This window comes from Burkholderia anthinoferrum (assembly GCF_002925705.1).
Classification (GTDB): domain Bacteria; phylum Pseudomonadota; class Gammaproteobacteria; order Burkholderiales; family Burkholderiaceae; genus Burkholderia; species Burkholderia semiarida.
The window spans coordinates 64977-91422 of sequence record NZ_LFZP01000051.1; the positions used below are offsets into that span (position 1 = coordinate 64977).

The following is a 26446-nucleotide window of genomic DNA, read 5'->3' on the forward strand; positions in this document are numbered from 1 at the left end:
GCATGCGGCTCGACTTATCGGAGCGTGACGCCCCAATCGAGGGCAGCCGGAAGCTGCTGTCAGCCCTGAACCGGCACCGCCCGCCTGCTTCACTCCTTCGCGAACGCGAGCAGGCGTTCGCCGAGTTTCTCCGGTTGCTCCTGCTGGATCCAGTGACCTGCGCCGTCGATCAGTTCGATGCCGCGCATGCTCGTCGCCGCCTTCGTACGCATCAGATCGAGCGCGCCCGGCGCCGAATAGGTGCCCCAATCGCGCTTGCCGCCAATGAAGAGCGACGGAACGTCGATCGTTCTGCCCGAAAACAGGCGCAGCTCCGCGTTCAGGTCGGGATCGGACAGCACACGATAAGCCTGAAGCGCACCCTGAAACCCGGTGCGGCCGTACTCCGCCGTGTACACGCCCAGTTCCGCGTCGGTCAGCCACTTGCAGGCAAGGGCTTCCGCGGCGGACGGCTGGAATGGCGCGACGGTTTCCGGCATCGTCTTGCCGAGATCCATCACGTAATACGTGGGCATTTGCGCAAGCTCCGCGGCGGTGAGCGCCTTGAGCGGATGCGGCTTGTTCCCCGGCCAGTCGGCGCTCTTCACATGGAAAAATGCACGAAGAAACGCGGACAAACCTTGGGGTGGATACCACATGTCCCGGTTGGCGTTCCGTGTGCTCAGGTATTGCTGGTAATACGCTCTCGGCGGATCGAGCGCGGCAAGCGCCGCCGCCAGCTTCCCGCTTTCACTGTTCGGGCGAGCCGACGATGTCTCGTTTCGTGCCGTGTCGAACGGAAGCGCGGGCGGGCCGGGGAACGGTGCGCTCATCAGCACCACCGACGGAAAGACGTCAGGCCGCGCCAGCGCACAATACGCGGCCACGGGCGAGCCGAGGTCGTGTCCTGCCAGCATCGACGTATGCCGATACCCCAACGCCGAAACCAGTCCGAGGGCGTCGCGCGTCATGTTGAGGAAGCCGAAGGGCCCGAGCGGGGCGTCATAGTCGTTCGCCCAGCCGGTGGTGCGTCCATACCCCCGCTGGTCGGGTGCGACGACGTGGTATCCCGCGTCGGCCAGGATGGGCATCAGATGCCGCCAGCCGTAGGCCAGATCCGGAAAACCGTGCAGAAGCAGCGCGAGCGGCCGGCCGGCGCTTTCATGACCGGCTTCGAGAATATGGACATCGAGGCCGTTCACCCCGTGAATCATGCGCGAGCGCACCCCTTTGGGAAGCGTTCCTGCGGCGTAGGTCGGCATGGCCAAATCGCCTTCTCCTGTCGGGTTTGCGCGGGCAGGACGAAGCCACGCGGCAACCAGGCCGGCCGCGCCCATCGCGAGGACGGCTCGTCGCGGCGCCGATGGCTTGCTGTTGTCGACGGGCATCGTGGCGCTCCGAAATATGGTGATCACGATAGTATGGCGATCGCCATAGCCCGGTCAAGCGAAACGTGGTACGTTTGCCGCATGACACGCAAGACTGACGCTCGCGCTCGCGCGATTGCCACGGCGGAACGGCTGTTTCGCATCCAGGGCTACACCGCGACCGGACTGACCCAGATCCTCGAAGAAAGCGGCGCCCCCAAAGGATCGTTCTACTTCCACTTCCCGCGCGGCAAGGCGCAACTCGCGGAGGAAGCCATCGATCATTACGTCACGAATCGAATTGCCGTCTTGCGGAACATCTCGGCTGAGACGACCGGTCATGCGCTGAATTTTGTTCGCCGGATCCTCAGCACATTTGCCGCCGAAATGGTCGCCACCGATTTCCAGTACGGGTGCCTGATGCAAAACCTGGCGAACGAACTGCCCGCGCTCGACGCCGAACTCACCCAGCGGGTCGCGCGCGGGTTTGCCGATTCGACCGAGGTCATTGCGGCGCATTTCCGCGGGTGCGGTTTCGCTTCCGCGCGCGCATCCTCAGCCGCGGCCGCGCTGGTCGCCGCGCTCGAAGGTGCCCGCACGATTGCCCGCCTGGAGCGCTCGCCGGCCGTGTTCGACGCGCTGGCGGAGGTCAGCGGCCAAAGGTGGGCGGCTTCAGAAGGGTGATTCGGCCCGATGTTCCCGTGACGAGTCGTCCGTGACTTCCGCCGATCACGGGGCATCGGCCGTTGCCGCGATACCGCGAATGCTGTCGACTGCGTTCGCTTGAATGGCGCAGCCGTAACCGGGCAACATGAACGGTGGGGAAACTGGCATGCAGACGCATTCGAAGAAAACCGAACAGGTCGGCCTCCCGGCGCACTCGAGGCTGAGCCGCTCATACGGCACGGCGGATTTCGCCGACGCATTTTCGGTGGCCTTGCCGGCCACCGCCTGCAACGACGCGGCGTCTCTCGCCCGACACATCTTTACCGGGCAACCCAAGTGGATCGCGCTGCTGCTGCGCATCCGGGACCTGGTCGTGTGGCCGTTCGGCCTGAAAGGAACGGCCGATTTGAAAGCCGCGAACGGCGACCGAATCAGCATTTTTCGCGTGTTCGAACGACACGACGACGAGATCATTCTGGGCGAGGACGACGCGCATCTCGATTTCCGTGTGTCGGTGCTCGTGCAGCCCGCATCCGATGGCCTGCCCCGGCGACTGACGCTCACCACCCTCGTTTTCTACAATCGTCCATTGGGCCGGGTTTATCTCGGCGTCATCGCGCCTTTCCATCGCCTCGTCGTGCGATCCTCGCTCGACCAGGCGCAGGCGCTCGGATGGCCGCGCCGATAGCCGCCGGAAAGCCCGGCGCCGCCGCAGGCGCCGTCACGGCGACATCGACGATCGCCACGGCGTTTTCATTTGCCGGTGGTCTGAACGACCGGCCTTCCTCGCGACGCCGAAGCCGCGGATCAATGCGAAGCACCGAACAGTCGAATCACGACGCCGCGCAGCCACCGGTTGCCGGCCTCGTGGTGATAGCGCGCGTGCCAATGCTGCCGTACCGCGAAGCCTTCGACGGGAATCGGGCACGCATGAACCGCCAGATCGTTGGCCTGCGCCAGCGTCTCGCCGATATGACGCGGTAGCGTCGTGATCAGGTCGGTCGTCTGCACGATCGCCCCCAACCCCAGAAAGCCCGGCAATTCCAGCACCACGTCCCGCTCGATACGCGCCTGCCGCAGCGCCTGTTCGAGAAGTTGTGCCCCCGTTCCCGCCGTAATGGCGACATGCCCCTCCGAACGATACTGCTTTACCCCAAGCCGGCCGCGAATCCGAGGGTGATGCCGGTTCACCAGACAAATCCAGTCCTGGTCATACAGCTTCTGCTGATAAATACCGCCGCCAAGCCACGGCACGTAGCCGATCGCGAGATCGGCTTCGCCGGATTCGAGCGCCCGCTCCGTATTGCCGTCGATCCGTGCGGCTTCCAGCCAGACGCCCGGCGCCTGCGCGCGGACATGGGCCAGCAGCCGCGGCAGCAGTGTCACGTGGCTCGCGTCGGTCATGCAGATGCGAAAGCGCCGCTGCGCGGTCGCCGGATCGAATGCGATCTCCCACGCCGTGAAGCGTCGCAGCGATTCGAGGATTTCCCGGCATGGCCCGATCAGCGCGTCGGCTTGCGGTGTCGGCGCCATGCCGCCGGGCGTGCGGATGAAGAGCGGATCGTGCAGGTGTTCGCGCAAGTGCCCGAGCCAGATGCTGACGGTCGGCTGGCTCTGGCCGAGCTGCTCGGCGACGCGCGTAACGCTGCGCACGTCGTACAGGAGATCGAATAGCTGCAGCAGCTTCAGGTCCGGCAGATCGGCGGGCATCGTCGCATTATTGTCCATCGCAATGACGCTATTGTATCCATTGCATTGTCGACATGAGCGGCGGCTCCTATCGTGAGGCCATACGTCAAGGAGACACCATTGAAAATTGCGATTCTGGGTGCTGGCGCGCTGGGCTGTGCGATCGGCGCCACCCTCACCGAAGGCGGTCACGAGACCTGGTTGATCGACCGTTCGCCCGCGCACGTCGACGCGATGCGTCGCGACGGCCTGCGGGTCGACGACGCCCGCGGCACGCGCCTAGTACGCGTCCATGCGACGACGCAGGCCGCCGAAGTCGGTGTGGCCGACCTGGTGGTGGTCCTGGTCAAGTCGTTTCACACCGATGCCGCCATCCGCGGCGCGCAGTCGCTGGTGGGGCCCGATACCGTCGTGCTGTCGCTGCAGAACGGCCTCGGGCACGAGGACATCCTGATCGACGCCGTCGGCCGCGAACGCGTCCTCGCGGGCAAGACCTACGTCGGCGGCGTGCTGCGCGGGCCGGGCCATATCGAATCCGGCGTGATCGGCAAGCACACCTACATCGGTGAACTCGACGGACGCATCACGCCGCGCGTGCAGGCGATCGCCGCCGCGTTCGATACCGCCGGCCTCGCGACGACGATCAGCGACAACATCGTCGGCACGATGTGGGACAAGCTGCTGGTGAATGTCGCGACCGGCGCGCTGACCGGCCTCACCGGCCTCACTTACGGGCAGCTTTACGACGAGCCGCTGCTCAAGGCGACGTCGCTCGCGGCCGTGGCCGAGGCCATTGCGGCGGCGCAGGCAGCCGGCGTCAGGCTGTCGATGACCGATCCCGAACAAGCGTGGACGCTCGCCGCCGAGGGGCTGCCGGCAGCCTTCAAGACCTCGATGCTGCAAAGTCTGGAGAAAGGCTCGATCACCGAGATCGATTTCATCAACGGTTCGGTCGTGCGCGCCGGGCAGCGCCACGGCGTGCCGACCCCGGTCAATGCCACGCTCGTCGCCTGCATCAAGGGGCTGGAGCGCGCGATGGCCGATCGCCAGCACGAGGAGCCTGCCGCATGAGCGCCACGAAAGCCTATCTCGAACACGTCGCGATCTGGGTGAAGGACATCCGCTGGCACATCCGTTTCTTCGAGGAAGTCCTCGGCATGACGCTGCGCGAAGTGGACGGCACGCTCGACGCACCGCGGCAGTACTGGACGCTCGGCGGCCTGCAGTTCATCCACGCGCCGGAACATGACGGCCCGGAAGGCCGGCTCGCCCATCTCGGCGTGATGTGCGAAGACCTGGAGGCCGCGCTGGCCGCTGCACAGCGATTCGACGTGACGGAGATGCCGCAGGGGCGCAACTGGATTCGCCTGCCCGACGGGCTCGCCGTCGAGCTGATTCAGGCCCGGCCGGCTTCCTGCGTCGCGCAGGCGCTGGCGATCAACCCGCGCGCGGAGGCATGACCATGACGATCGTCGAAAAATACTGGGACGACGCGCGCGAGGGCGACACGTGCACGAGCCCGACCTACCGGGTGACCAAGGAGCGCATTCTCGCGTATGCCGACCTCACCGGCGACCATACGCCCGTTCACGTGGACGAGGCATACGCGAACGCCAGCCATTTCGGCTGCCTCGTCGCGCACGGGCTGTTCGGGCTATCCATCGCCGACGGCCTGAAAACGCAGAGCGACTATCGCTTCCTGCCGGGCATGTCGCTCGGCTGGACCTGGGATTTCCTGCTGCCGATCAAGGTCGGCGACGTGCTGCACGTGACGTTCCGCGTCGGCTCGATGCGGGCCAGCAAGAGCCGCCCGGACTGGGGCATCGTCGTGCTGCCGTCGGAACTGATCAATCAGGACGGCCAGGTCGTTCAACGCGGCGAACATCGTCTGATGGTGCCGCGCCGTCCGGAGGCACTGTGATGCAGGCCCGTCCCCTCGAAGGCATTCGCGTCGTCGACTACAGCCATTTCCTGGCCGGCCCGTATGTCGGGCGCTGTCTCGCGGCGCTCGGCGCCGAAGTGATCAAGGTCGAGCGTCCCGGCGCCGGCGACGCCGGACGTCAGCACGCGACCGTGCTCGACGACCAGCAAAGCGGCTATTTCCTGCAGCTCAACATGGGCAAGCGCGGCGTGAGCGTGAACATGAAGGACGCGCGCGGCAAGGCGTTCATGCAGCGGCTGTGCGACTCCGCGGACGTCTTCATCGAGAACTATCGGCCGGGCGCGCTGGACAAGCTCGGGCTCGGCTATGAAGAACTGTCGGCGCGCAATCCGGGCCTCGTCTACTGCTCGATTTCGGCGTACGGTCACACCGGCCCCGACGCGCATCGCGCGGGCTTCGGGCTGATCGCCGAAGCGAAGAGCGGAATCATGCAGATGGTCGGCACGCCGGGCGAGCGCCCGCCGCTGCTGCGCATTTCGCTCGGGGACATGTACACCGGCATTCATGCGGTCGCGGCGATCAACGCCGCGCTGCTGGGCCGCGTGAAGAGCGGCCGCGGGCAACACGTCGACATGGCGCTGTACGACACGCTGGTGTCGATGCACGAGTATGCGGTGCAGTGCTACACGCTGAAAGGCGTGCTGCCCGAGCAGACCGGGCACGACATGCCGACGTCGACACTCTACGGCGTGTTCCGCGCCGCGGACGGCGATCTCGTGATCGCCGCGCAGGTCGACGACGCATGGAAGCGCTTCGCCGAGTTGATCGCGGCGCACGGCGGCCCGGCGGGCTTCGGCGCCGACACGCGGTTTCACGACAGCACCGGACGCAACGCGCACCGCGCGGAAATCCTGTCGGTGGTCGAGCCGTGGGTGGCCGCGCGTTCCGTCGCGTCGGTACTGGATCTGCTGGACGGCATCGACGTGCCCTGCGCGAAGGTGCAGCGCATCGACGAGGTGTTGAACGATCCGCAGATCCAGGCCCGAGGCATGGTCGTCGAGCAACAGCATCCGCGCTACGGGACGCTGCGCCTGCCCAACTTGCCGTTCCGGTTCTCCGATTGCGATACGACGATTCGCGACGTCGCGCCCGATCTCGGGCAGCACAACGCGGAAGTCGCGCGTTCCCTCGGGTTCGATGCGGCCGAAATCGACGCGATGCAGGCCGACGGCGTCCTCTATTCGAAAGCGAGCCAATCATGACCGACCAATACGCGGTGATCGGCAATCCGATCGGACACACGAAATCTCCGCTGATTCACGGCCTCTTCGCGCAAGCGACGCGGCAGGACCTCCGCTATACGGCGATCGAAGGGCCCGTCGAGCCGGCAGGCGCCTTTGCTGCCGCGGTTCGCGCGTTTTTCGACGGCGGCGGCAAAGGTATCAACGTCACCGCGCCGTTCAAGCTCGACGCGTTCGCGATGTCGGACGAACGCAGCGAGCGTGCGCGGCTCGCGGGCGCGGCCAATGCGCTGAAGTTCGACGGCGGCCGCATCCTGGCGGACAACTTCGACGGAATCGGGCTGGTTCGCGATATCGAAGCGAACCTCAATCTGCCGATGGCCGGCAAGCGCGTGCTGGTGCTCGGTGCGGGCGGCGCGGCGCGCGGCGCGCTGTTGCCGTTCCTCGAAGCCGGCCCGGCGGAACTCGTGATCGCGAATCGCGACGTCGACAAGGCGCGCGCACTGGCCGCGCAGGTCGCCGGGCGCGGCCCGCTGGTTGCCGGCAGCTACGCGGACCTCGCGCGGATGGGACGTTTCGACCTGGTCGTCAATGCGACGTCGGCGAGCCTGACCGGCGACCTGCCGCCCGTCCCGCCGAGCGTGTTCAGTCCGAAGGGAACCGCCTACGAACTCGCCTATGGCAAGCGTCTCACGCCGTTCCTCCGGCTCGCGAAAAACGCCGGCGTGCACGGGATCGCGGACGGCGTCGGCATGCTGGTCGAGCAGGCGGCCGAGGCGTTCGCATGGTGGCGCGGCGTGCGCCCCGAGACCAGCGCGGTGATCGATCGGCTGGCCGTGCCGTTCGACTGAACCGGCAATGGGATCGGCATGCAGGCGATCCCGATGCGCGACGGCATCGATCGCGACAGCCTCGGCAGGCGCGAGACGGCAGGCCCGGCGCCTCCCCGGTGAACGACCTGCGGCGAGCGAACGCGCAACCGGTCGGCAATTGCCGAATACGATCGGTTGCGCGTCGCACGCAAGCCCATGCCAGCATCATTGCGCGGCCAGCCGGCGATCGATGCGCCGGCGTGTTCGGCACCGCTTCCACCCCGCATTTTTTCAGCTTGCCGCCGCAGTGCTCGCACGCCGGGCGCCCTTGCCTTGCCGCTGCCTTCACCGCTCACCCGGTACCCTGCCGAACACCGTCATGCCGGACACCACGCGCCCCGCTCGCCTGAACTTCGCGCTCATGTTGCCGCTGCTGCTGGCGGCCCAGCCGGTGGCGACCGACAGTTACCTGCCGGCGCTACCGGAAATCGCTGCAACGCTGGGCTCGGCCAGCGTCAGCCTCACGGTTTTCGCGTTGATATTCGGTATCGGACAATTGCCGATTGGCAGTCTTTCCGACCGGTTCGGCCGCCGTCCCGTCTTGCTGACCGGCCTGGCGCTCTATGCGCTGACCGCATTGGCGGCGGCGCTCGCGTCAACCGCCCCGATGCTGGTGGCCGCACGTGCGATGCAGGGCTTTGCGATGGCCGCGATCCTGGTATGCGCCCGTGCGGCGGTACGCGACCGGTACTCGGCGGGCGACGGCCCGTACGTGATGGCGCGCGGTTTCATGGGAATGGGGATGATGGCGTTCCTTGCCCCGATTGTCGGTGCGTATGTCACGCAGCACGCCGGCTGGCGATGGGTACTCGCGGGGATGAGCCTGTATGCGTTCGGCTTGCTCGTCATGTGCTGGTACGGCTTCGAGGAGAGCGCCGCCAGTATCGCGCCGCGCCGGAATTCGACCGGGGACGTGCGCGAGATATTCAGCGATGCCCCGTTCAGGGTATGGACGCTGCTGGCCGCGTCGACGTACACCGGCATGTTCTGTTTTCTGCTGCTGTCTCCGACGGTCTACATCCGGTATCTCGGCATCTCGCCCCAGCGATACGGCTGGATACCGGCGAGCGGGACGCTCGTCTATGTCCTGAGCACCTACGGCTGCCGCCAGTTGCTCCGACGTCAAAGCATGCTCCGAACGGTGCGCCAGGGCGCGACGCTGAGTCTTTCCGGCGCGGTGATCCAGGCGTTGGGGTGTGTGCTGCTTCCCGGCAGCATCTGGCCGCTGCTCGTCGGGCACGGCGTGTATTGTCTCGGCCACGGGATCCATCAGCCATGCGGGCAGGCAGGGGCGGTGAGCGGCCTGCCTCATCTTGCCGGCCGCGCGGTATCCTGGTCCGGCTTCATCATGATGTTCTTCGCTTTCAGCGTGGGACAGACGGCGGCGGTTTTCACCGATCCGCGCTATCAGTCGGGCGCGTGGCCGATGGTGGTGCCGATGCTCGTCGTCGGCGTCACGCTGGTCACGATCGCGTTTGCGTGGTTGCCGAAAATCGGTGGCGCGAAGTTGGGCGCGGCAACGGCTCCGGCACGCGCGGTGGATGGTCGATGAGTTGCTTCGGGCAGTCGGCGGGCGAAGCGACGCGAACGCCTGCCCGACGTCGCGTCGATCAGCCACGCTCAGATCTGTTGCTGCCCGCCATCGACGAACAATTCGATGCCGTTCACGAAGCTCGCATCGTCTGAAGCGAGGAACAGCGCCGCGCTCGCGATCTCGCCCGGCTCGCCGAGGCGTCCCATCGGAATCTGGGCCGCCAGATAATCGGCCAACCCCTGCCGCTGAGCCGCATCGTCACCGGCAAGATCAAGCAGGCCGGGCGTGCGGGTCGCGCCGGGGCTGATCGTGTTCACACGAATGCGGCGCTCCTTGAGGTCGAGAATCCAGCTGCGCGCAAACGCGCGCACCGCCGCCTTCGAAGCCGAATACACGCTGAACGCAGCGGTACCCGCGCTGCCCGCCGTCGAGCCGGTCAGAATCACCGATGCACCCTCGGCAAGCAGCGGCAGCGCCTTCTGCACGGTGAACAGCACGCCCTTTACGTTGCGATCGAACGTTTCGTCGTAATGCGCCTCGGTGATGCTGCCGAGCGGCAGCATCGAACCGCCGCCGGCGTTCACGAACAACACGTCCAGGCGCCCGTGCTCTTCCTTGATTTGCGCATACAGCGCGTCGAGTTCGCCGAGTTTCGTGGAATCGGAACGCACGCCGGTCGCGTGGCCGCCGGCTGCGCGAATCCCTTCCACGGCGGCATCGAGCTCGGCCTGGCGGCGGCCCGTGAGATAGACGTGCGCGCCGTCAGCCGCGAAGCGCTGGGCGGTGGCGAGGCCGATGCCGCTGGTGGCGCCGGTGACGAGTGCGATCTTGTTGTCGAGCTTGCGTGCCATGGTATTGCTCCTTTCGTTGATCAGTGGTGTTTGCGTCAGGTGTCGCGTAGTGCGATGTGAGGAGAATATCGACGGCCTGATCTTTTCGAAATAGAATTGATCGCAATCAAACGTTGCATAAATGCAAGGATGAGGCGCAATGGCGTACCTACCCGACTTCGAAGGGCTCGCGATGTTCGCGAAGGTGGCCGAGCACGGGTCGTTTGCGGCTGCGGCGCGCGCGACCGGGGTGTCGGTCGCCACCGTCTCGCGCGGCGTGGCCCGCCTGGAAGACCGGCTCGGCGCGCGGTTGTTCAATCGGACGTCGCGCCAGCTCTCGCTGACCGAGTTCGGCCGGACGATCAGCGAGAAAGCCGGCGAGATCTATCGCCAGGCCGAGGAGGCGGAAAGCTCGGCGCGCGAAATGTCGGTGCAGCCCCGCGGGCTGGTGCGCCTGACCGTGCCGATGTCGTTCGGGCTGCGCTGGGTCGCGCCATTGCTGCCGGGCTTCTTTCGCGCGTATCCGGAAGTGTCGATCGACCTGCATTTATCGGATGCGTCGGTCGATCTGATCGCCGATGGATTCGACGCCGCATTGCGTATCGCCGCGCTGCCGGATTCGTCGCTGGTCGCGCGGCGGTTGTGCGCAGTCACGCAATTCGTGGTGGCGTCGCCGGAATATTTGCGTCGCGAAGGAAAACCCGCGCATCCGCGCGAACTCGCGGATCGCCCCTGCCTCTCGTACGCCTATCGTGCGCGTAGTGCCGTCTGGCGTTTCACGAACGACGCGGGCGACGAGGAGTCGGTCATGCCGACGGGCCCGCTACGCGTCACCAACGCCGATGCGCTGTTGCCGACGCTGCTCGATGGTCTCGCGATCGCCGAGCTGCCGGAGTTCATCGCCTACGACTATCTGGCCGATGGCCGTCTCGAAGCCATTCTCACCGACTGGTCGCTGACGAAGGGTGGGCTTTATTTCGTTACGCCGTCGGCACGGGCGCGCCCCGCGAAGGTGACGGCATTGTCCGACTACATAGCCGAACATCTGGGCAATCCAGTCTGGCGATGGCCAACGTGACGCGCGCGGAAAACGCTGGGGATACCTGATCTTCAAGGACTTGATCAGGTTCGACCGATCGACCGCTACGGCCCCCAGAGAAGGCCGTCGGCCGACCGTCTGCGCGAACGACTTCAGATACTTCACGCCCGTGTCGCACATGATCGCGACGACGTGGCGTCCGGGCCGAGGCGTTCGGCGAACCGCAACCCCGCCCGTCTCGCCGGCCATCCGATGCGTCAGACCGTACGCGACACCAGTTCGCCCAGCACCGTGTCCAGCGCGACGCGGCCACGCAGGATTTCGTCAGGATCACTTTCGAAATCGAGCCAGCCTTCGTTGAAACCGTCCAGCATGCGCATGCGCGGGAGCGGGTGCTGCATGCCCTGCGCGCGAAACAGCGCTTCCCACGTTCGCCTGTCGACGGCCTCCGCGCGCACGTCCCGACCCAAAACGCGAGCGAAGGCCTGTGCAAGATCGTCGGGGCTCACCCGGCGCGGCCCTTCGAGCTCGACGACACGCACCCCGCGCCACGTCTGCTGGAGCAGGTCCGCCGCCACGCGGCCGACGTCCGCGGTGGCGACCATCGGCACGGGCTTGTCGAGCGGCTGCAGGTAGCTGGCGACGACGCCATCGTCGCGCGCGGACGCGACATCCCACGCGGCGTTCTCCATGAACCAGCCGGGCCGCAGGAACGTCACCGGCATCGGCAGCTCGCGCAGCGTCTGCTCCATCAGCGTGAGTTGCGTGAGCAGATTGGGCTCATCAGCCTGCGCGCCGATCGTCGACAGGCACACGACCCTTTCGGGGCGCGCCTTCAGCAGCGCGGCGGACACGGCTTCGATCACCTTCCGCGCTTCGGGAAACCCGGGCGCCGGATCGAACACCGGCGGCAGCAGGATGAAAACGCCCGTCGCGCCGGCGAACGCGGCGGCGAGCGACGAAGCGTCTTCCATGAAAGCGGTCGCCATCTCGCACCCGCGCGCCGCCCACGCCGCGGCCCGCGTCGCATCGCGCACGACCGCGCGCACGGGCCGACCCGAGGCCAGCAGCTCACGGGCCAGCGCGCCGCCGACCTTGCCGGTGATTCCAGTGATTGCATACATTGCTCGTTCTCCATGTGTGAATGCGTGGGTCGCATTGTGGACAAACGCCGGCCGAAACAAAACGACATGGATGGCATCATATTAGTGACAACGCGTCATCAATTCGGCATGATCGATGCGCACGCCCGGCAATGGGCATCATGCGGCGTGGGCGTGCCGGCCTTCCGCGGGTCGCTCGCGATCCGCCAACCGTATTCATTCGAGCAACCATGAGATCCAGTAGCGAGAAACTGTCCGGCGGCATCAGCGTGTTCGCCGCCGTGGTCGATGCCGGGACGTTCGCGGCCGCCGCCGACGTGATAGGCATGACGCCGCCGGGCGTCAGTCGAGCGATTGCGCGGCTGGAAAGAAAATTGAATATCCGGCTGTTCAACCGCACGACGCGGTCGGTGTCGCTGACCGAAGAGGGCCGCCGCTTTTACGAGCAGGTCATGCCCCATCTCGCCGGGCTGGAGGAAGCCGCCGCGGCGGCCGCGGGTGGCGCGTCCGCGGTGCGCGGCAAGCTGCGCATCAATCTGGATCCCGTCGTCTATCGCGCCATTCTCGGGCAACGGCTCGATGCGTTCATGGACGCCCATCCCGAACTCGAAATCGAACTCATGGCGCGAGACAGCCTGGGCGACCTCGTCATGGACGGCTTCGACCTCGCCGTGCGATTCGGCGAACCGCGGGCATCCAGCCTGATCGCGAGAAAGCTGCTCGATACCGGCGTCGTGACGGTCGCGGCGCCCGCGTACATCGCGCGCCGGGGGCGGCCGGAAAAACCCGAGGACCTCGAAAACCGCAACCACCGCTGCCTCGAATTTCGGAACCCGGAAACAGGCAAGCCGTTCGCGTGGGAATTCCATCGCAAGCGCAAACGCATCGTGGTCGACACCCGCGGACGCCTCACGGTCAACGATCCAGGCGCCCTGCTCAACGCATGCGTCGCCGGTTCCGGCATCGCGCAGATGCTGCTGCTCGGTGCCGAGCCGCTGATCGCCGACGGCCGGTTGATCAATCTCTTTCCCGAATGGGCGGACGAGCGGTATCCGTTATACGCGTACTACCCGTCCCGGCATCACGTGCCGGCCAAGACCCGCGCGTTCCTGGATTTTCTGGTCGAACTGTCGAGCATGCACGGGGGCGTCGGCACGCGCTAGTGCTCCGGCGCCGGCTCGCGAGCGCGCGGCGGCCCGCCGGCGAGCGCCAGCTACACTGTCTGCGCGAGGGCAGGATCGATCTCGCGCGCGGTCAGTCCGAATCTCGCCATGCGGGCGCGATGGTCCGGCGAGCCGAGATAGGCACGAAGTTGTCGATCAAACGTGTCGAGAAGACGCCGGTTTTCCCGGTTGAATGAAAACGCGCCGAGCGGAGGCGCTCGCCGTGCGCCGTTGACGCCCGGCTCGTGCGCGACGGCCTCGATCATCGCGCTGCCTATCCGGCTCGCAACGATTCGATTCCCCAGCGCCGTGCTCGCATAGGCGTCGATCACGCCGGAGAGAACGGCCGCGATCGCGTCGGCTTGCTGTTCGAACACGACGATTTGCCGCCGACTCACGCCTGACGCCATCGCGGAATCCTGCTGGACCTGTCCGGCAATGATGCCGAGGCGCGCATCGGGACGTTCGGCGATCGACGCATAGCTCGTGAGCGCTTTCGGGTTGCCGGGACGCACCAGAAAGCCGTCCTCGATGCCCCACACCGGCACGCTGAACGCGACGGTATCGGCGCGCTGCGGCGTCACGAACAGCGGCACGTTCATGTCCCAGTGACCCGATGCGACGCCGGGTAGCAATTCGCTGAACGTCGTCGGGCAATACTCGATCCGGGTAACGCCGATCTGTCGCAGGATCGTCGCCGCGAGCTCCAGATCGGCACCCATGGCGGTGCCGTCCGCTTCGGTCCAGCCGAACGGCGGTTCCTCGATGTACGCAATGGTTACCTTCATCGCATTGTCCTGCAGGCCGAAGAATCGATCAGGAGTTCATCAGCTTACCGTGGGAAGTCGAGATCCACTAAGAGCGGACAAAATTAATTCGGGTGTAAGCAAATTGACGACATTATTTTGGCGAGACCGTCAGGCGTTCCAGAATGAACTGGCTCCACGCTATTCGACGTTGTCCGCCACGTCCGTCATCCGGATCATGTGCGGCTTGATGCCGTCGTCTTCGGCCGTCGCGGCCTCCTTCGGATGAATCAGCGCTTCGAGCCGCGCCTTCGTCGCGATGAACTCGGGCGTATTGACCTGCGAGTAATCGCGCGGCCGCGGCACCGGCACCTCGATCAGTTCCTGCACGCCGCCGGGGTTCGCCTTCAGCACCAGGATCCGGTCGGCCAGAAAGATCGCCTCGTCGAGGTCGTGCGTGATGAACAGGATCGTCACGTCGATGTTGCGCCAGATGTCGAGCAGGTGCGTCTGCATCCTCGCCCGCGTCTGGGCGTCCAGCGCGCCGAACGGTTCGTCCATCAGCAGGATGCGCGGACGGTTCGCGAGCGCACGGGCAATCGCCACGCGCTGCTTCATCCCGCCCGACAACTGGTGCGGATACACGTCCGCAAAACGCGTCAGCCCGACGAGATCGAGCCACTGCAGCGCCTCGCGCTCGGCCACGCCGCTGCTGCTGCCGTTCATTCGCAGGCCGAACATCACGTTCTTCTTGACCGTGAGCCACGGAAACAGCGTATAGCCCTGGAACACCATTCCGCGATCGGCGCCCGGCCCGTCCACCGGTTTGCCGTCCAGCAGCACTTCGCCGCTCGTCTGCGCGTCGAGCCCGGCGAGGATTCGGATCAACGTCGATTTGCCGCAGCCGGACGGGCCGATCACGCACACGAACTCGCGCCGGTGCGTGCGGAAACTGATGTCGTCGAGCGCGACGCACTCGCCCTGCGGTGTCGTGAAACGCTTGCCGACGTGCCGCACGTCGAGTATCACGTCTCGGGCCTTCAGTCGCGCGAAGCGCTCGCGCACCGCGTCGGATTGAATCAGGTAATCGGGGACGGCTTGCGGGTTCTGCATGATGCCCTCTGCTGAAATCGGTCGATGGATACGTGCGGGCGGCGCTCACGCTTTCAGCGTGCGGTCCCACGGAAAGAGCCGGCGGCCGAGCAGCGCGAGCACGATATCGGTGCCGAGGCCGATGATCCCGATCATCAGGATCGCCGCATACACGTTGTCGAAATGCTGGTAGCGCGCCTGCTGGCTGATGTACCACGTGATGCCCGAACTCGTGCCGACGAGCTCGGCGACGATCAGGTAAGTCCACGCCCAGCCGAGCAGGATCCGCTGATCGCGATACAGGTCGGGCAGCACGCCCGGAATCACGACGTGCGTCAGCAGCTTCAGTTTCTTCGTGCCGAGCGTCATCGCGGCCTCGAACAGCCCGTATTCGAGCTTGCGCGTGGTGTTCGCGATGATCAGCACCTGTTGGAACAGCGTGCCGATCACGATGATCGCGATCTTCGGCGCGTCGTAGATGCCCAGGATCGCGACCATCAGCGCGCCGAACGCGGGCGCCGGCAGGTAGCGGAAGAACTCCAGGAACGGCTCCTGCAGCCGCGCGAGCGCACTGAAGGTGCCGCAGACGATGCCGAGCGGCACGCCGATCGCCGACGAAATCACGAAGCCCCAGAAGATGATGCGGATGCTGTGCCACAGGCTTTCGTGCAGCCACACGCCGTCGCGCGACGCGGGCGGTGTCGTGAACGCCGTGTAGAACGCGCGCAATACCTGGTGCGGCGCCGGCAGGTAGACCGGATTCGCGCGCTCGCCCTCGGGCACGGCTGCGTGCGCCGCACGCGCATGCGCGAGCTCGTCGTCGAACACGTCGCGATCGATCTGCATGCCGGCCTGGAAATAGTCGACGCTGCCCGGATTCGTGATGCGAATTTGCGGATGCCAGACGAACGGGACATAGCTGATCAGGCACCAGACGGCGAACGGCAGCAGGAAGGACGCCAGCCCGAGCGCCCATTTGCCGCGCGTCGTCAGCTCGCGCCGCACGGCGAGCCAGCCGGTCGTGTTGCGGGTCGTTGTCATCGGAATCTCCGTATCGTTTCGGGTGCCGGTCGCGCGAATGCCGCGGCATCGCGCGACCGTGCGTTCATTGCCGTGCGCCGCTCGCGGCCTGCGCGCGGTACGCCCGCCAGCCGCCGAACCGCGTGATGTCCTGCGCTTCGTCGAGCGCCACGTGCTCGCACAGGAAGCCTTGCACGGGCGAACCGTCGGCGAGCGTCAACGTGCCGATGCCGAGCGGCGCCGCAATACCGGCGACGAAGCTGCCGTACGCGTCGACCGGCATCTCCCAGATTTCGACCGCGATCGGCGCGCCGCCGTCCGGCACGCGCACGAGCCCCGGCTTGGCGACGCCGCCGCTTGCATCGGCGGACAGCGCATAGAGACGATAGGCCGGCGCGGTCGTGGTCGCGCCGACGAAGCGCGCGCCGCGCTGCGTGAGCTGCCCGTTCAACGGTTCGCCGCGCAGATGCGCGCCGACGACGGCCACCCGCACGACACCCGCCGATGCGGCGCCCGGCGGCATCGCGGCCGCAGGCGGCCGTACGTCGCCGCCCGCTGCCACGCCGTCGCCCCATGCCTGCGCGAGATCGAGCAGCCGCGCATCGTCGTGCGCGCGACCGACGAACGTGATGCCGAACGGCAAGCCCGCATGCGGCCCGGTCGCGCACGTGCCTGCCGGCACCGCGATCGCCGACAGGTCGAGCAGGTTCACGAAGTTCGTGTAATAGCCGAAGCGTGAATTGATCGCGATCGGATCGGCTTCGAGCGCATCGACGGTCGCGGTCGTCGCCGAGGTCGGCATCACGATCGCGTCGAGGCCGTCCCACGCGCGGGCCGCATCGACGCGCAGCGCCGCAAGCCGGTCGAATGCGGCGAACGCATCGGCGGCGCTGAAGCGCGACGCGCCGCCGAGGATCTCGCGAATCACCGGATGCAGCGCATCGGGCTCGCGCGCGGCGAACGGGCCGATCGCGGCGAGCCGCTCAGCGACCCACGGGCCTTCGTACAGCAGCCGCGCGGCGGCCAGGAATGGGCCGAAGTCGATCTCGACGATCCGCGCGCCGGTCGCGCGCAGCCGTTCCAGCGCCGCGCCCCATGCGGCGCGATACGATGCGTCGCCGAAGAATTCGAGCTGATCGGCTCGCGGCGTGCCGAAACGCAATTGCGCGAGTGGCCGCGCCGGCTGCGCGCGCAAGCCGTCCGCGCCCAGCAGCGGCTGCCAGGCGCGCCCGTACGGATCGCCTTCCGTCACGCCGTGCGCGGCGGCGAACACGGTGCGTGCGTCGTCCGCCGAGCGCGCGAACACCGACACGCAATCGAGCGACCGGCAGGCCGGCACCACGCCGAGCGTGCTGAGCACGCCCCGGGTCGGCTTGAGCCCGACGAGCCCATGAAATGCGGCGGGTACGCGCCCGGAGCCCGCCGTATCGGTGCCGAGCGAGAACGTCGCGACGCCGACCGCGACGGCCACGGCCGAGCCGGAACTCGAGCCACCCGACGCGTAGCGCGGGTCGAGCGCATTGCGGCACGCGCCGTATGGCGAGCGCTGCCCCGAGAGCCCGGTCGCGAACTGGTCGAGATTCGTCTTGCCGACGGGAATCGCGCCGGCCGCGATCAGCCGCTCGACCACGGGCGCGCTGCGTTCGGGCGTATATGCGTAGGCGGGGCAGCCCGCCGTCGTCGGGATGCCGGCGACGTCGATGTTGTCCTTGACCGCGAACGGCACGCCGTAGAGCGGCAACGACGCGATGTCGCGGCCGGCCAGTGCTTCGGCATACGGCATCATCTCGTCGCGCGTCAGCGGCCGGATCCACGCATGGTGCGGGTCGCCCGCGTCGAAGTGCGCGGCGATCGCGTCGACGAGCGCATGCGGCGTCAGGCCGCCCGCCGCGTAGCGTGCGCGCAGCGCGGCAATCGAGTGCAGCCCGGGCAGGATCGAGCGTTCCGTCGTACTCATGCGACCTCCTCGGCGGCGCCCGCCTTCATCACCATCAGCCGCTGTCCGGCCACCACCGCCGCGCCAGGCGCGCAATCGATCGTTTCGATCGTGCCGTCTTCCGTTGCCGTCACCGCCACCTCCATCTTCATCGACTCGACGATCGCGACGACCTGCCCTTCGGTCACGCGCTCGCCGGCTTCCACCAACACTTTCCACACGCTGCCCGACACGTCCGCGGCGATCGCCCGCTGCGTGTCGTCGAGCGCGGCCGCCGCCCGGTCCGCTTGCGCGTCGCCCTGCTCCGCGTCGCCGACGTATTCCGCATGGCCGGCCGCGCGCCACCGCTCGCGCTCCGCGTCGAACGCGGCCTGCTGCGTCGCCTTGAACGCAGCGATCGAATCCGCCTCGTCGTGCAGGAAGCGGTTGTATTCGCGCAGATCGAACACCGATTCCTCGATCTTCAGCGTCGCGCGGCCCGCGATGAAATCCGCACGCAGCGCAGTCAGTTCGGCCTCGCTGACTTCGTAGAAGCGGATCTCGTCGAAGAAGCGCAGCAGCCACGGCTTGCCGGCTTCGAATTCCCGCGTGGTGCGGTGGCGGTTCCACATCTGCACGGTGCGGCCGACGAACTGATAGCCGCCCGGCCCTTCCATCCCGTACACGCACAGATACGCGCCGCCGATGCCGACCGCGTTCTCCGGCGTCCAGGTGCGCGCGGGGTTGTATTTCGTCGTCACGAGCCGGTGCCGCGGATCGATCGGCGTCGCGACGGGCGCACCGAGGTAGACGTCGCCGAGCCCCATCACCAGATAGCGTGCGTCGAACACGATGCGCTTCACGTCGTCGATGCTCGCCAGGCCGTTGATGCGCCGGATGAACTCGATATTGCTCGGGCACCACGGCGCATCGGGCCGCACCGACTGCATGTAGCGTTCGATCGCGACGCGTGTCGACGGGTCGTCCCATGACAGCGGCAGATGGACGATGCGGTTCGGCACGCGCATGTCGGCCACGTCGGCCAACTCGCGCTCGGCCGCCTGCAGATGCGCGAGCAGCGCATCGAGCGGCAGCGTCCGTGCGTCGAACTGCACCTGCAGCGAGCGGATGCCCGGCGTCAGGTCGAGCATGCCGGGCAACCGGTGCGCGTCGAGCCAGCACATCAGCGCGTGCACGCGAAAGCGCAGGTTCAGGTCGAGCATGAGCGGCCCGTATTCGACGAGCACGTTGCGATCGCCCGAGCGCCGGTAGACGACGCCGATGCCGCCGCCCGCGGACGGGTCGCGGTGCAGCACGCAATCGTCGGATGCGCCGGATGCAGCCGTTGCCACGTCACGCGTCGCATCCACGATCGCGGCAGCCGGTTTCCCGGCCGATATCCCGGCCGACACGCCCGCGCGCACGAACTGCACGGTATCGCCCGGCCGCAACTGCCCGAGCTTCCACAGCTCATCGCGCACGACCGTCACCGGGCACACGAAGCCGCCGAGGCTCGGCCCGTCCGGTCCGAGAATCACGGGCATGTCGCCGGTGAAATCGACGGCACCGATCGCATACGCGTTGTCGTGGATGTTCGACGGATGCAGCCCCGCCTCGCCGCCGTCCGCACGCGCCCATTGCGGCTTCGGGCCGATCAGCCGCACGCCGGTGCGGCTGGAGTTGTAATGGACGGTCCACTGCGTGCCGTAGAGCATCGCGATGTCGTCCGGCGTGAAGAAATCCGGCGCGCCATGCGGACCGTCGAGCACCCCGAGCGTCCATGCGTGGGTCAGCTCGGGAATGTCGGCCGCGGCCAGCGTCGCGCCGGCGTCGCCGCGCCCGGCGTCCGCGTGCAGATGCAGCACGTCGCCCTTGCGCAGCGCGCGGCCGGCATGGCCGCCGAACTGGCCGAGCGTGAAGGTCGCCTTGCTGCCGAGATAGTCGGGTACCTGCAGCCCGCCCTTGACGGCGAGACACGCGCGCACGCCCGCGCCCGTCACGCCGCCCAGCTTGAGCACCGCGCCCGCCCGTGCGCGCACGACCTGCCAGAACGACACCGCTTCGCCGTCGAGCGTGGCCGCGAGCGGCGCACCGCCGAGCACGAACAGCGTCGCGGTATTGAAGCGCAGCGTCGCGCCGACCATCGTGAATTCCAGCCCGGCCGCGTCGCGCGCGTTGCCGAGCAGCGCGTTCGCGAGATCGAACGCGCGATCGTCCATCGGCCCCGACGGCGGCACGCCGACGCTCCAGTAGCCGACCCGCCCGGGCGCCTGCTGCACGGTGGTCTGCACGCCGCCGTCGAGCACGTCGATCGTGTGCGGCGCAAACGCGAAGCGCGACAGGAAGGCAGTGGTCGGCGCACCGCGCGCGAACGTGTCGGAGCCGACGACGGCGCGCAGGTAGTCGAGGTTGGTCTCGATCCCGTACAGCTCGGTCTGGTCGAGCGCGGCACGCAGCGCGGCCAGCGCGTCGCGTCGCGTGTCGCCGCGCACGATCAGCTTCGCGAGCAACGGATCGTAATGCGCGCTGATCTCCGTGCCTGCCTCGATCCAGCCGTCGACCCGCACGTTCTCCGGAAACGACACGTGCGTAAGCAGCCCGGCGCTCGGCTGGAACTGCTTGTTCGGATCCTCCGCATAGAGCCGCACCTGGATGCTCGCGCCGCGCGGCGCGACGGCAAGCGTGTCGAGTGGCGGCAGGTCGCCTTCGGCCTGCAGAATCATCCATTCCACGAGATCGACGCCCGTCACTGCCTCGGTCACGCAATGTTCGACTTGCAGCCGCGTGTTCACCTCGAGGAAATAGAACCGCCGCGCGGACGCGTCGAACACGAATTCGACCGTGCCGGCCGACGCGTAGCCCACCGCGCGCGCGAGCCGCACCGCGCTTGCGTGCAGCGCGTCGCGCTCGGCGTCGGTCAGGTCGGGCGCGGGCGTTTCCTCGATCACCTTCTGGTTGCGGCGCTGCACCGAGCAATCGCGTTCGCCGAGCGCGATCGCGCCGCCGCGGCCGTCGCCGAAGATCTGCACTTCGATGTGCCGCGCGTGTTCGACGAACTTCTCGAGATAGACGCCCGCATGTGCGAAATTCGCGGCGCCGAGCCGCACGACCGATTCGAAAGCCGCGCCGAGCTGCGCGGCATCGCGACACAGCGACATGCCGATGCCGCCGCCGCCCGCGGTGCTCTTGAGCATCACCGGATAGCCGATCGCGTCGGCTTCGGCGAGCGCCGTCGCCACGTCGTCGAGCAGCCCGGTGCCGGGCAGCAGCGCGACGCCGTGTGCGGCGGCGAGTTCGCGCGCGGTGTGCTTGAGGCCGAACGCGCGTATGTGATCGCCGCGCGGCCCGATGAAGCGCAGGCCCGCCGCTTCGCACGCGTCGGCAAAGCCCGCGTGCTCGGACAGGAAGCCGTAACCGGGGTGCACGGCCTGCGCGCCGGTCTCGCGCGCGGCGGCGAGGATGGCCGCGACGTTCAGATAGCTGTCGGCCGCCGGCGCGGGCCCGACCCACACAGCTTCGTCGGCGAGCGCCACGTGGCGCGCGTCGCGATCGGCATCCGAATAGATCGCGACCGATGCGATGCCGAGGCGCTTCAGCGTGCGGATCACGCGGCAGGCAATTTCGCCGCGATTCGCGACGAGGACTTTGGCGAATCTCATGTTGCCTCCCGCCGGGCCGCCCCAAGGAAGGCAACCGCCCCCTTGGGGGGCAGCGAACAATAGTGAGCGTGGGGGCAGGTCATTGCGCCCCCCACACGATGAGGCGCACGGGCGTCGGGTTGTAGCCGTTGCACGGATTGTTCAGTTGCGGGCAGTTCGAGATCAGCACCGTGACGTCCATCTCCGCGCGCATCTCGACGTATTTACCCGGCGCGGAGATGCCGTCCTCGAACGTGAGCCTGCCGAGCGGCGTGACGGGCACGTTCATGAAGAAGTTGACGTTGCCCACGAGATCGCGCTTCGTGAGCCGCGCCCCGGCGCCGCACGTGCAGTGCGTGATCGCGTTGAGGAAGCTGTCGCGGCAGTTGTGCATGTAACGCTTGTCGAGCGCATAGCGCACCGTGTTGCTCTCGGCCGCGCATGCGCCGCCGAGCGTGTCGTGACGGCCGCACGTGTCGGCGACGATCGTCGCCATCGGGTTGCCATGGCTCGACACGAGCACGCTGCCCGCGCTCAGGTACAGGTTGCGCTGCGCGCGGATCGTGTCCTGCGCGCTGTAGCGTTCCTCGGGAGCGTCGGTGCGGTAGAACAGCGTGTCGACGGCCTGGTTGCCTTCCAGGTCGAGAATGCGCAAGGTCTGCCCGCGCTTCAGGTCGTGCAGCCACGGGTCGCCCGCGTTCAGCGTGATGTCGTGGATCGCGTCGCGCGGGTCGAGACGGCTTTCGATGATCGGCATGCTCTCGCTCCTTACGCGAACAGACGGTCGGTGTTGGCGAAGCCGCGCGTGTTCTCCGCGCACGCGCGCCGGCACGGGTCGTCGTCGGGCGCCGCGCCGTCGGCCGGATACGCGCGGTACGCGATCAGCTTCACCGCTTTCGGCGCGTAGTCCGGACGCGGGTCGAGCGGATGCGGCGCGGTCGAGAACGCCGCGAGCGTATTCATCTCGAAGCGCAGGTCCAACGCGCTGCCGGCCGGCGAATGTCCGGCGACGAATTCGAGCGCGCCGTCGTCGTACGTGCTCAGCTTGCTGAAGAAGTTGACGTTCGCGGCGAGGTCGCGTGCCGATAGCCCGTATTTCGCGAGCTCGAGCACGAGGCTGTCGCGGCCGTTGCGGATCATCGCGTTGCGATCGGCCTGATACGACGACGTGCCGTACTTGTGCGCGAACAGCCGCGCATCGCCGACGCCGCCGAGCGGATCGTGCCAGCCGAGCGTATCGGCCGTGATCGACGCGATCACGCGCCCCATGTCCGTGTACAGCGCATGGCCGCGCGTGAGATGCGCGGTGTGCTGCGCCTTCAGCGTGTCGGCCATGTTGTAGCGCTCTAGCAAATCTTCCTGACGATGAAAGACGGCGGACAGGTTCGCGCCGCCGTCGACATCGACGATGCGCAGCGCGAGACCGCGCCGCAGAATGCCGGACCAGTGTGTTCCGGCGGGAATCAGCGTTTCCCACGCGACGTGCGACGGGGGGGCGAGGACGGCTTGGGGGCTCGGCGACATGGCGGCTCCGTGGGTCGGTTGGACAAAAGGCGTGAGAGGGCGACCGAACGACATCGCGACCTCCCGGGCTTTTATCCCTCCGTGGAGCCTCGCCGTTTCCTCGTATCGAGGCGAAGGCAAGACCGGATTGCTCTCGGACCAGGCATCGCGCGGCGCACGCCGCACGACCGGAACCCTAGCGATCCTGAAGATGATGCAAATTGCTTCGCACCTCTCGGGCATCGAACAAGCGAGTTACGTGCCAGCCATCGCCCGATCGCCGCACGACACGGCCCGACGGCGCGATGCCGCACGGCATGCGGATGGCGGACGCGTCTGCTTGCCCTCGCGGCGGGCGCGCGGCGCACCATGCGCACGCAACCGCGCACCGGCGCAGTGCGCGTCGCGCGCTCGCGCACCGGCCGATCCGCGATGGCATGGGCATTGCTGAATCCATGCACCGCCACCTCATCCCCGATCCTTCATGAACAAGCTCGACCTGCTGCGGCGCGTACTGCACGCGCTGTTCGCCGCCCGCTTCATCGAACTTCAGCGCACCACGCGCCGCCGTTGAATCGCGTTGCCCCGCGCCGTTGGCACGCTTCTCGCTCGGCATGACGCCGAGAGGTGCGGCGGCGTCGCATCTTAGGGGTGCTAGGGTTCCGGTTCATCGAACGTCTGGTCCGAGAGCAGCCCGGCGCGGGTTCATCCGATCGCAAGAGCGGGTGCACGCGTGCTACACGGCGGGACAAAAGCCCGGGAGATTGGCGATGGCAACGGCCGTCGCGCCTCTCCGTGGCCGCCCCGTTCGTTGCACATCTGCAGGAACCGGTCACGCAGCCGGACCGTGCGCTCGCGCACGGTCCGTATCGACGATCCCGATCCCGGTCTCCTGGAGAACAACGATGACCCGTCCCGCCTCGGCGTTCCGCCGCCTGTCGTCCTTCCGTTTCATCCGTCACGCACTGGGCGCCGCCGCCGCGGCTGCCGCGCTATGGGCGGCGCCCGCCGCACAGGCTGCCGCACCACTGAAGATCGGCTACAGCGACTGGCCCGGCTGGGTCGCGTTCCAGGTCGCGCTCGACAAGGGCTGGTTCAAGGAGGCCGGCGTCGACGTCGATTTCGAATGGTTCGATTATTCGGCGTCGCTCGACGCGTTTTCCGCGGGCAAGCTGGACGCGGTCGCGGCGACCAACGGCGATGCGCTCGTGACGGGCGCGTCCGGCGCGAAGAACGTGATGATCCTGCTGACCGACTATTCGGCCGGCAACGACATGATCGTCGCGAAGCCGCCGCTGCGCACCGTCGAGGCGCTGAAGGGGAAGAAGATCGGCGTCGAGCTCGGCCTGGTCGACCATCTTCTGCTCGAAACCGCGCTGCAGAAGCACGGGCTCAAGGACAGCGACGTCACGCTCGTGAATGCGAAAACCAACGAGCTGCCGCAGGTGCTCGGGTCGTCGGCCGACATCGCGGCGGTGGCCGCATGGCAACCGAATGCCGGCGAGGCGTTGAAGCGCGCGCCGGGCGCGCGGGCGATCTTCACGTCGGCGGACGCGCCGGGGCTGATCTACGATGCGATCACCGTCGCGCCGGCGAGCCTCGCCGCGCGCCGGGCCGACTGGGCAAAGGTGGTCAAGGTCTGGTATCGCTGCGTCGCGTACATCAACGATCCGAAGACGCAAGCCGATGCGGTCAAGATCATGTCGGCGCGCGTCGGGCTCGCGCCGGCGCAATACCTTCCGCTGCTGAAGGGCACGCATCTGCTCGACGAGGCGGCCGCGAAGCGTGCGTTCCGCAAGGGCGACGGGCTCGATTCGATCTACGGCTCGACGCGCAACGCGAATGCGTTCAATGTGCGTAATGCGGTGTACAAGCAGTCGCAGGACGTCGACGCGTATATCGATTCGCGGTTCATCGACGCGCATTGATGGCGGGAGGCTTGCCGGCGCGCGCGGCGACGCGGTGCGACGCGCCGGTGGGCTATGCCGGTGGTCGCAGGTTGCGGACTGGAGTGCTAATTGTCTGGCTGCCTGGCTTGTCGCCGTGTGTCCGGCTGAATGGCGGCGACGCTGAATGACCGTTGCGGCGAGAGGCGAATGGCTGTTTGCGACCCTTAGCCGCCGTTGAACGTGGAGCCACGTCAATGGCCGCTCTCTGCTAACGAACGGCCGTAGGCGACGGCGCGACGTCAATAATCGCTATTTTCTTTCTTCGCCTTCTGCATCGTTTCGTCGGGTCGCGTAAAGTCCCAACAGCTGCTTCGCCAGTTCCGCGGTGGTACCGTGCTTGAGGTCCCCGTTGGCATCCGGAATACTGGCGATCACCTGTACGGCCATCCCTACGGCGTTAATGCGCTCAAGCACAGTTACATATTCTTTGGACTGAGCCAGTATCGAGCGATAGATAAGCAGGAAGGAACCACCGATAAAGCTAATCAAGACTCCGGATGCAGATGCGATGACGGAAACCGGGAGTTTGTCGGGATACTTCGACGCTTGAAACAGACCATACATCACAAAGCCAAAACCGCATAACGTAACCAAAAGTGTCAGCCAATAGATCGAACGTACTTGGGCCAAGTTCCGATCCAGATAGTTTTCGAGCTTTGTGCGGGCTAAATCCCAAGCGAACTGGGGTTTCTCGGGATGCTCTCTAATCCGCTCCTCGACGCTTTCAATCTGCTGCTCACGGGCCAGCTGTTCCGCAACGCTCTCGTACGCTAACACCACAAGAAGAGTTATGAACGCGACAATGGCGGCGCCTACCGCGATAGGTGTGGCAACTTTTGGATCGATAGTCGAGTCTTGCCCGAGCGCGCCGATGACTCCTGCAGCAAAACCCAAGAGCACTGCCAACGTCATCGCTGCACGCGACTTTGCTCCCCCCCGTTGCCAAGCTTTCAGCAACGAAGCGATAACAGACATATATGGATCGAACATGGAAAGGTGCCATCGCTCAGTTTCGGAAGCTTGAATTTTGCCCGAATTTTCGCTTTTTCTGAGGAGAGTAATCGTCTTTGGCTGGCATATCTCCCAAGATCCGCCTTGGAGTCATTTCAACGAACCGACGATAACGCGCTTAGCTGCGGAGCCCTTGGGACTACATTTGAAATAGGTTTCGCTCCTGAACCGAGGCGAACCGGATATGCAACCTGGACGGTGATTTGC

Annotated in this window: 23 protein-coding genes and 2 riboswitches; of the genes, 11 read left to right on the top strand and 12 right to left on the bottom strand. The window is 66.8% G+C overall.

Annotated elements, in window-relative coordinates; all coding sequences use genetic code 11:
• Window positions 1–89 precede the first annotated feature (89 nt).
• Window positions 90–1193 carry an alpha/beta fold hydrolase gene (locus C5F75_RS20680; protein WP_104012669.1) on the bottom strand — a complete coding sequence of 368 codons (1104 nt, stop codon included), beginning with the start codon at window positions 1191–1193 and terminating at the stop codon, window positions 90–92.
• Between the two features lie 255 nt (window positions 1194–1448).
• Here C5F75_RS20680 and C5F75_RS20685 point away from each other — a divergent pair, with 255 nt between their 5' ends.
• Window positions 1449–2030, top strand: coding sequence for a TetR/AcrR family transcriptional regulator (locus C5F75_RS20685; RefSeq protein WP_456151269.1), 582 nt, complete (start codon window positions 1449–1451; stop codon window positions 2028–2030).
• Window positions 2031–2178: 148 nt separating this feature from the next.
• Complete coding sequence (locus tag C5F75_RS20690) at window positions 2179–2700, top strand: DUF2867 domain-containing protein (RefSeq protein ID WP_060010597.1); 522 nt, start codon at window positions 2179–2181, stop codon at window positions 2698–2700.
• A gap of 119 nt (window positions 2701–2819) precedes the next feature.
• Here the strand turns inward: C5F75_RS20690 and C5F75_RS20695 are convergent, their stop codons facing one another.
• On the bottom strand, window positions 2820–3740 hold the full coding sequence (locus tag C5F75_RS20695; protein ID WP_104012670.1) for a LysR family transcriptional regulator: 921 nt from the start codon (window positions 3738–3740) through the stop codon (window positions 2820–2822).
• An 81-nt stretch (window positions 3741–3821) separates the two neighbouring features.
• Here C5F75_RS20695 and C5F75_RS20700 point away from each other — a divergent pair, with 81 nt between their 5' ends.
• From C5F75_RS20700 to C5F75_RS20725, 6 genes are all read left to right on the top strand, one after another.
• Window positions 3822–4772 (top strand): ketopantoate reductase family protein, encoded by a 951-nt coding sequence (locus tag C5F75_RS20700; RefSeq protein ID WP_104012671.1) that lies wholly within the window; start codon window positions 3822–3824, stop codon window positions 4770–4772.
• Window positions 4769–5161: a VOC family protein gene (locus C5F75_RS20705; RefSeq protein WP_104012672.1), complete on the top strand. Its 393-nt coding sequence runs from the start codon at window positions 4769–4771 to the stop codon at window positions 5159–5161. Before C5F75_RS20700 ends, C5F75_RS20705 begins: the two co-directional genes overlap by 4 nt.
• Before the next feature lie 2 nt (window positions 5162–5163).
• Window positions 5164–5622, top strand: a complete 459-nt coding sequence (locus C5F75_RS20710; RefSeq protein WP_060967131.1) for a MaoC family dehydratase — start codon at window positions 5164–5166, stop codon at window positions 5620–5622.
• Window positions 5622–6845, top strand: a complete 1224-nt coding sequence (locus C5F75_RS20715; RefSeq protein WP_104012673.1) for a CaiB/BaiF CoA transferase family protein — start codon at window positions 5622–5624, stop codon at window positions 6843–6845. The genes C5F75_RS20710 and C5F75_RS20715 overlap by 1 nt, the downstream gene beginning before the upstream one ends.
• Window positions 6842–7675 (top strand): shikimate dehydrogenase, encoded by an 834-nt coding sequence (gene aroE, locus C5F75_RS20720; RefSeq protein ID WP_104012674.1) that lies wholly within the window; start codon window positions 6842–6844, stop codon window positions 7673–7675. The genes C5F75_RS20715 and aroE overlap by 4 nt, the downstream gene beginning before the upstream one ends.
• A 340-nt stretch (window positions 7676–8015) precedes the next feature.
• Window positions 8016–9248 carry an MFS transporter gene (locus C5F75_RS20725; protein ID WP_104012675.1) on the top strand — a complete coding sequence of 411 codons (1233 nt, stop codon included), beginning with the start codon at window positions 8016–8018 and terminating at the stop codon, window positions 9246–9248.
• Between the two features lie 68 nt (window positions 9249–9316).
• Here C5F75_RS20725 and C5F75_RS20730 read toward each other — a convergent pair whose 3' ends face one another.
• On the bottom strand, window positions 9317–10081 hold the full coding sequence (locus C5F75_RS20730; RefSeq protein WP_060010618.1) for an SDR family NAD(P)-dependent oxidoreductase: 765 nt from the start codon (window positions 10079–10081) through the stop codon (window positions 9317–9319).
• A 139-nt stretch (window positions 10082–10220) separates the two neighbouring features.
• Here C5F75_RS20730 and C5F75_RS20735 point away from each other — a divergent pair, with 139 nt between their 5' ends.
• Window positions 10221–11138 carry a LysR family transcriptional regulator gene (locus C5F75_RS20735; protein ID WP_059577525.1) on the top strand — a complete coding sequence of 306 codons (918 nt, stop codon included), beginning with the start codon at window positions 10221–10223 and terminating at the stop codon, window positions 11136–11138.
• A gap of 218 nt (window positions 11139–11356) precedes the next feature.
• Here C5F75_RS20735 and C5F75_RS20745 read toward each other — a convergent pair whose 3' ends face one another.
• Window positions 11357–12223, bottom strand: a complete 867-nt coding sequence (locus C5F75_RS20745) for an NmrA family NAD(P)-binding protein (RefSeq protein WP_059577522.1) — start codon at window positions 12221–12223, stop codon at window positions 11357–11359.
• A 209-nt stretch (window positions 12224–12432) separates the two neighbouring features.
• On the opposite strand from C5F75_RS20745, the gene C5F75_RS20750 reads away from it, so the two are divergent.
• Window positions 12433–13365: a LysR family transcriptional regulator gene (locus C5F75_RS20750; RefSeq protein WP_104012676.1), complete on the top strand. Its 933-nt coding sequence runs from the start codon at window positions 12433–12435 to the stop codon at window positions 13363–13365.
• Window positions 13366–13415: 50 nt separating this feature from the next.
• Here the strand turns inward: C5F75_RS20750 and C5F75_RS20755 are convergent, their stop codons facing one another.
• The 7 genes from C5F75_RS20755 to C5F75_RS20785 all read right to left on the bottom strand — a co-directional run bounded on the left by C5F75_RS20755 (window position 13416) and on the right by C5F75_RS20785 (window position 23300).
• Window positions 13416–14153, bottom strand: a complete 738-nt coding sequence (locus tag C5F75_RS20755) for a transporter substrate-binding domain-containing protein (RefSeq protein WP_060010626.1) — start codon at window positions 14151–14153, stop codon at window positions 13416–13418.
• Window positions 14154–14312: 159 nt separating this feature from the next.
• Entirely contained in the window at window positions 14313–15224 is a 912-nt protein-coding gene (locus tag C5F75_RS20760) for an ABC transporter ATP-binding protein (RefSeq protein WP_099318555.1), read from the bottom strand.
• Between the two features lie 45 nt (window positions 15225–15269).
• Window positions 15270–16244, bottom strand: a complete 975-nt coding sequence (locus tag C5F75_RS20765) for an ABC transporter permease (RefSeq protein ID WP_104012677.1) — start codon at window positions 16242–16244, stop codon at window positions 15270–15272.
• Window positions 16245–16308: 64 nt separating this feature from the next.
• Window positions 16309–18180, bottom strand: a complete 1872-nt coding sequence (gene atzF, locus C5F75_RS20770) for an allophanate hydrolase (protein ID WP_104012678.1) — start codon at window positions 18178–18180, stop codon at window positions 16309–16311.
• The gene (gene uca / locus C5F75_RS20775; RefSeq protein ID WP_104012679.1) at window positions 18177–21797 is read right to left on the bottom strand and encodes an urea carboxylase; all 3621 of its coding nucleotides are present in this window, start codon (window positions 21795–21797) and stop codon (window positions 18177–18179) included. The genes atzF and uca overlap by 4 nt, the downstream gene beginning before the upstream one ends.
• Before the next feature lie 79 nt (window positions 21798–21876).
• Window positions 21877–22533, bottom strand: coding sequence for an urea amidolyase associated protein UAAP2 (locus C5F75_RS20780; RefSeq protein ID WP_104012680.1), 657 nt, complete (start codon window positions 22531–22533; stop codon window positions 21877–21879).
• Window positions 22534–22544: 11 nt separating this feature from the next.
• Window positions 22545–23300 (bottom strand): urea amidolyase associated protein UAAP1, encoded by a 756-nt coding sequence (locus C5F75_RS20785; RefSeq protein WP_104012681.1) that lies wholly within the window; start codon window positions 23298–23300, stop codon window positions 22545–22547.
• 58 nt (window positions 23301–23358) lie between these two features.
• Window positions 23359–23490, bottom strand: a riboswitch (guanidine-I (ykkC/yxkD leader).
• Between the two features lie 432 nt (window positions 23491–23922).
• A riboswitch (guanidine-I (ykkC/yxkD leader) is annotated at window positions 23923–24044 on the top strand.
• A gap of 140 nt (window positions 24045–24184) precedes the next feature.
• Between C5F75_RS20785 and C5F75_RS20795 the strand changes: the two genes are divergently transcribed.
• Window positions 24185–25207: an ABC transporter substrate-binding protein gene (locus C5F75_RS20795; RefSeq protein WP_060967145.1), complete on the top strand. Its 1023-nt coding sequence runs from the start codon at window positions 24185–24187 to the stop codon at window positions 25205–25207.
• 270 nt (window positions 25208–25477) lie between these two features.
• Here C5F75_RS20795 and C5F75_RS20800 read toward each other — a convergent pair whose 3' ends face one another.
• On the bottom strand, window positions 25478–26218 hold the full coding sequence (locus tag C5F75_RS20800; RefSeq protein ID WP_060010644.1) for a TRADD-N-associated membrane domain-containing protein: 741 nt from the start codon (window positions 26216–26218) through the stop codon (window positions 25478–25480).
• Window positions 26219–26446 lie beyond the last annotated feature (228 nt).

Coding starts and splice junctions, on each gene's coding strand:
- C5F75_RS20680 (WP_104012669.1), bottom strand. CDS start 1,193: ATGATTCACGGGGTGAACGGCCTCGATGTCCATATTCTCGAAGCCGGT.
- C5F75_RS20685 (WP_456151269.1), top strand. CDS start 1,449: ATGACACGCAAGACTGACGCTCGCGCTCGCGCGATTGCCACGGCGGAA.
- C5F75_RS20690 (WP_060010597.1), top strand. CDS start 2,179: ATGCAGACGCATTCGAAGAAAACCGAACAGGTCGGCCTCCCGGCGCAC.
- C5F75_RS20695 (WP_104012670.1), bottom strand. CDS start 3,740: ATGGACAATAATGCGACGATGCCCGCCGATCTGCCGGACCTGAAGCTG.
- C5F75_RS20705 (WP_104012672.1), top strand. CDS start 4,769: ATGAGCGCCACGAAAGCCTATCTCGAACACGTCGCGATCTGGGTGAAG.
- C5F75_RS20710 (WP_060967131.1), top strand. CDS start 5,164: ATGACGATCGTCGAAAAATACTGGGACGACGCGCGCGAGGGCGACACG.
- C5F75_RS20715 (WP_104012673.1), top strand. CDS start 5,622: ATGCAGGCCCGTCCCCTCGAAGGCATTCGCGTCGTCGACTACAGCCAT.
- aroE (WP_104012674.1), top strand. CDS start 6,842: ATGACCGACCAATACGCGGTGATCGGCAATCCGATCGGACACACGAAA.
- C5F75_RS20725 (WP_104012675.1), top strand. CDS start 8,016: ATGCCGGACACCACGCGCCCCGCTCGCCTGAACTTCGCGCTCATGTTG.
- C5F75_RS20730 (WP_060010618.1), bottom strand. CDS start 10,081: ATGGCACGCAAGCTCGACAACAAGATCGCACTCGTCACCGGCGCCACC.
- C5F75_RS20735 (WP_059577525.1), top strand. CDS start 10,221: ATGGCGTACCTACCCGACTTCGAAGGGCTCGCGATGTTCGCGAAGGTG.
- C5F75_RS20745 (WP_059577522.1), bottom strand. CDS start 12,223: ATGTATGCAATCACTGGAATCACCGGCAAGGTCGGCGGCGCGCTGGCC.
- C5F75_RS20750 (WP_104012676.1), top strand. CDS start 12,433: ATGAGATCCAGTAGCGAGAAACTGTCCGGCGGCATCAGCGTGTTCGCC.
- C5F75_RS20755 (WP_060010626.1), bottom strand. CDS start 14,153: ATGAAGGTAACCATTGCGTACATCGAGGAACCGCCGTTCGGCTGGACC.
- C5F75_RS20760 (WP_099318555.1), bottom strand. CDS start 15,224: ATGCAGAACCCGCAAGCCGTCCCCGATTACCTGATTCAATCCGACGCG.
- C5F75_RS20765 (WP_104012677.1), bottom strand. CDS start 16,244: ATGACAACGACCCGCAACACGACCGGCTGGCTCGCCGTGCGGCGCGAG.
- atzF (WP_104012678.1), bottom strand. CDS start 18,180: ATGAGTACGACGGAACGCTCGATCCTGCCCGGGCTGCACTCGATTGCC.
- uca (WP_104012679.1), bottom strand. CDS start 21,797: ATGAGATTCGCCAAAGTCCTCGTCGCGAATCGCGGCGAAATTGCCTGC.
- C5F75_RS20780 (WP_104012680.1), bottom strand. CDS start 22,533: ATGCCGATCATCGAAAGCCGTCTCGACCCGCGCGACGCGATCCACGAC.
- C5F75_RS20785 (WP_104012681.1), bottom strand. CDS start 23,300: ATGTCGCCGAGCCCCCAAGCCGTCCTCGCCCCCCCGTCGCACGTCGCG.
- C5F75_RS20795 (WP_060967145.1), top strand. CDS start 24,185: ATGACCCGTCCCGCCTCGGCGTTCCGCCGCCTGTCGTCCTTCCGTTTC.
- C5F75_RS20800 (WP_060010644.1), bottom strand. CDS start 26,218: ATGTTCGATCCATATATGTCTGTTATCGCTTCGTTGCTGAAAGCTTGG.